This window comes from uncultured Oscillibacter sp., from assembly GCF_910587525.1.
GTDB lineage: Bacteria > Bacillota > Clostridia > Oscillospirales > Oscillospiraceae > Oscillibacter.
Genome location: NZ_CAJULS010000172.1, coordinates 1 through 3,917, shown reverse-complemented (window position 1 = coordinate 3,917; position 3,917 = coordinate 1). Strand labels below are relative to the sequence as shown.

4 protein-coding genes are annotated in these 3,917 nt (G+C 60.7%); all 4 read left to right on the top strand.

The window, feature by feature from the left end; all coding sequences use genetic code 11:
* Window positions 1–193 precede the first annotated feature (193 nt).
* Window positions 194–1,804 (top strand): phosphoenolpyruvate--protein phosphotransferase, encoded by a 1,611-nt coding sequence (ptsP, locus tag QZ326_RS11740; protein WP_295745416.1) that lies wholly within the window; start codon window positions 194–196, stop codon window positions 1,802–1,804.
* A 108-nt stretch (window positions 1,805–1,912) separates the two neighbouring features.
* On the top strand, window positions 1,913–2,410 hold the full coding sequence (locus QZ326_RS11735) for a PTS glucose transporter subunit IIA (RefSeq protein ID WP_295745414.1): 498 nt from the start codon (window positions 1,913–1,915) through the stop codon (window positions 2,408–2,410).
* 174 nt (window positions 2,411–2,584) lie between these two features.
* Window positions 2,585–2,842, top strand: coding sequence for an HPr family phosphocarrier protein (locus QZ326_RS11730; RefSeq protein ID WP_295745412.1), 258 nt, complete (start codon window positions 2,585–2,587; stop codon window positions 2,840–2,842).
* A gap of 97 nt (window positions 2,843–2,939) precedes the next feature.
* Window positions 2,940–3,917 (top strand): PTS transporter subunit EIIC (locus QZ326_RS11725; RefSeq protein ID WP_365329189.1); only part of this gene is annotated, 978 nt, incomplete at its 3' end.

Here is a 3,917-nt window from a genome sequence, read left to right as displayed (position 1 = left end):
TATTACCAGAGCAGGAAGGAAATGTTCACAAAGTGACGCCGAAAACAAGAGCGCCTCGACGGAAAGTCGGGGCGCTTTTTGTAAAATCTGCAAAAAAGACTTGGGGAAAATGCTGGCGAGGGGTTGCAATTTTAACAAAGGCTGTGCTATAATACTACAACGACCATAGAGTAAGGTAAGGAGTGGTGTCGTTATGAAGCTCAAGGGGATCGGCGCGGCGGAGGGAATTGCCGTTGCGCGGCTGTGGCACATGGAGGTGGTAGACCTCTCGGTGTCCCATCGGGAGGGGTGCGATCCTGAAAGGGAGAGCAAGCGCTTTGCCGATGCCCAGCACACCGCTGCTGACGAGTTGACCGCCCTTTACGAAACGACCCGGCAGGAGGACGCCGACGCAGCCATGATCTTTGACATCCACCGCATGATGCTGGAGGATCTGGACTTCTGCGAGGGAGTCTCGGGCCTGGTGGCCGGGGGCTGCAACGCCGAGTGGGCGGTGGAGCAGACAGGCAATATGCTCCACGATATGTTCCAGGCCATTGACGACGAGACCATGCGCGCCCGGGCCGCCGACGTGAAGGACGTGGCCGGACGGGTCATCCGCATCCTGAAGGGTATCGACGAGGGGGCGGGCCTGCCCCACGAGCCCACCATTGTGGTGGCAGAGGATCTGCTCCCCAGCCAGACGGTGGCCCTGGATAAACGGTATGTGGTGGGCTGCGTCACCAAGAATGGCTCGGTGACCTCCCACTCCGCCATACTGGCCCGAAGCATGGGCATCGGCTGTATCGTGGGGCTGGGGGAGGCGTTCCAGTATATTCCCAAGGACGGCATCATGGCCATCGACGGCGCCACTGGCGAGGTGATCGTAGACCCCAACGAGGCCGAGATCAGCGAATACGCCGGCAAGCGCAAGGCCTTTGAAGAGCAGAAGATCCTGCTCCACCAGTATTTTGACAAGGAGGCTGTGACCAAGGGCGGACATCATGTAGAGGTCTGCGCCAACATCGGCAGCGTGAAGGACGCCGAGGAGGCCAAAAAGGCCGGGGCGGACGGCGTGGGGCTGTTCCGCAGTGAATTCCTCTATCTGGAGAGCGCCGACTTCCCCAGCGAGGAGGTGCAGTTCCAGGCCTATAAGAAGGTGTTGGAGATCTTCTCCCCCAAGCGGGTGATCGTCCGCACCCTGGACCTGGGCAGCGACAAGCAAGCCCCTTACTTCCACATTCCCCCCGAGGAAAACCCCGCCATGGGCTACCGGGCCATCCGTATCTGCCTGGACCAGCCGGAGATTTTTCGCACCCAGTTGCGGGCTCTTCTGCGGGCCTCGGTGTACGGCAATCTCCACATCATGTTCCCCATGATCACCAGCGTGACCCAGGTGATGAAGACCAAGGAGCTTCTGGCCAGCCTTAAGGCGGAGCTGAAGGCAGAGGGCGTTCCTGTCTCCGACGGCATTAAGATCGGCGTGATGATCGAGACTCCCGCCGCGGTGGTAATGAGCGACGAGCTGGCCAAGCTGGTGGACTTCTTCTCCATTGGCACCAACGACCTCACCCAGTACACCCTGGCCGCCGACCGGATGAACGCCAAGGTGAGCAACATCTTCAACGCCGAGGACCCCGCCATCCGCCGGATGATCGAGATCACCGCTCGCAACGCCCACGCCGCGGGCATCTGGGTGGGCATCTGCGGCGAGGCTGGGGCCAACACCAACCTGACCTCCTTCTTTATGGAAAACCGCATCGACGAGCTGTCGGTGGCCGCCGCCTCCATCCTGAAGGTGCGCCGGGCGGTGTGCGAGAGCTGATCCTCGTCGCAAGAAAAAAGAAAAAAGGGTTGGCAAAACAAGAAATTTCTGGTATACTCATAAGACTGTGCGTGCAAACCCACCCACAACAAAGGGAGGTCATAAAGTATGGGATTTTTCAAGAACCTGTTTGGAGGCAAGGAGGCGGCCCCCGCGTTGAACGCTCTGGGCGCCCCTGTTGCCGGTGAGGCCGTCGCCATCAGCGAGGTCTCCGATCCCACCTTCGGCCAGGAGATCCTGGGCAAGGGCGTGGCGTTCCGTCCCAGCGAGGGCAAGGTGTTCGCCCCCTGCGACGCATCGGTGGACCTGATGTTTGACACCGGCCACGCCGTGAGCCTGCTGGCTGACTTTGGCGCGGAGATCCTCATCCACGTGGGGCTGGACACGGTCAACCTCAAGGGTGAGCACTTCACCATCCACGCCCACAACGGCGACAAGGTGAAGAAGGGCGACCTGCTCATCGAGTTTGACGTGGCCGCCATCGCTGCTGCGGGGTACGATGTTATCACCCCCATGGTCATTTGCAACACCCCCGACTACGCCACCGTTAACGTCCATACCGGCCCCGTCGCCCCTGGCGATGTGGTGATGGAATTGGGAAAGTAAGAAGCAGAAGCGCGACCCGTAGACGCATAGGGAGCATCTGAGCGGAGCGAGGGACGAATTGGTAAGGCGGCGAAGCCGCCGCGATTTGGCCCGAGTCAGAGCGAAAATGCGACCGGCCATGCGTCTAACGGGAGCGTGACAACCTCAAAGTTACGTTTAAGGAGGTGAACCACCATGAAGAGTTTCACTCACGTGATTGCCGACCCTGCCGGTCTGCACGCCCGGCCCGCGGGCATGCTTGCCAAAGAGGCGGTCGCCTACAAGTGTGACATCACCCTGGCCGCCCCGGGCGGCACGGCGGACGCGAAGCGGCTCATGGCCATCATGCGTCTGGCCGCCAAGCAGGGGATGGAGCTCACCGTCACCTGCAGCGGCGAGGATGAAGACGCCGCCGCCGAAGGGCTTGAGAAGTTCTTGAAGGAGAATCTCTAAGCCCGACTTACTTATTTTTGTCTCCTTGCCGTCGTGGGCCGACGGATAAGCATAAGGGGAATCCGAGAGAGTTTTCTAAAAGGAGGAAAATTGCATTATGATGAAACGTTTGCAGAAGCTCGGCAAGGCGCTGATGCTGCCTGTCGCCGTGCTGCCCATCTGTGGTATTCTGATGGGTCTGGGCTACGCCATCGCCCCCGGTGTTATGGGTGTGACCGGCGCGGCCACCGAAGGTCTGGCTTATTCTATCGGTCTGTTCCTGGTGAAGGCCGGCGGCGCTCTGATCGACAACATGGCCATCCTCTTCGCCATCGGCGTGGGCGTTGGCCTGTCCAAGAATAGTGACGGTACCGGCGGCCTGGCCGCTCTGGTTTCCTGGCTGATGATGACCACCCTGGTGGGCAACGCCGGCGCCATTCTCCCCAAGCTGGTCGAGGCCAACGAGACCTGGGGCGTGGCTTACGGCAAGATCGCCAACCCCTTCATCGGCATCCTGGCCGGTATCATCGGCGCTATGTGCTACAACAAGTTTAAGGACACCAAGCTGCCCGACGTGTTGGCCTTCTTCTCCGGTAAGCGGAGCGTTGCCATCGTCACCGGCGTTGTGTCCATCCTGGCCTCTCTCGTCCTGGTCTTCGTGTGGCCGCTGATCTTCACCCTGCTGGTCAACCTGGGTGCTCTGGCCGCCAAGGCTGGCGTCGCGGGCGTCGGTATCTACACCTTCCTCAACCGTCTGCTGATCCCCACCGGCCTGCATCACGCCGTGAACAACGTGTTCTGGTTTGATACCATCGGCCTGGGCGATCTGTCCGCCTACTGGGGCGGCCAGGCCGGCATCATCAGCAAGGAGCTGATGGGCGCCAACATCTCCTGGAGCGTTGGTCAGTACATGGCGGGCTTCTTCCCCTGCATGATGCTGGGTATTCCCGGCGCGGCCCTGGCCATGATCCTCACCGCCAAGCCCGAGAAGCGTAAGGCCACCATCGGCATCGTTGGCTCCGCCGCCATCTGCGCCTTCATCTGCGGCGTCACCGAGCCCTTCGAGTTCTCCTTCATGTTCCTGGCCTTCCCGCTG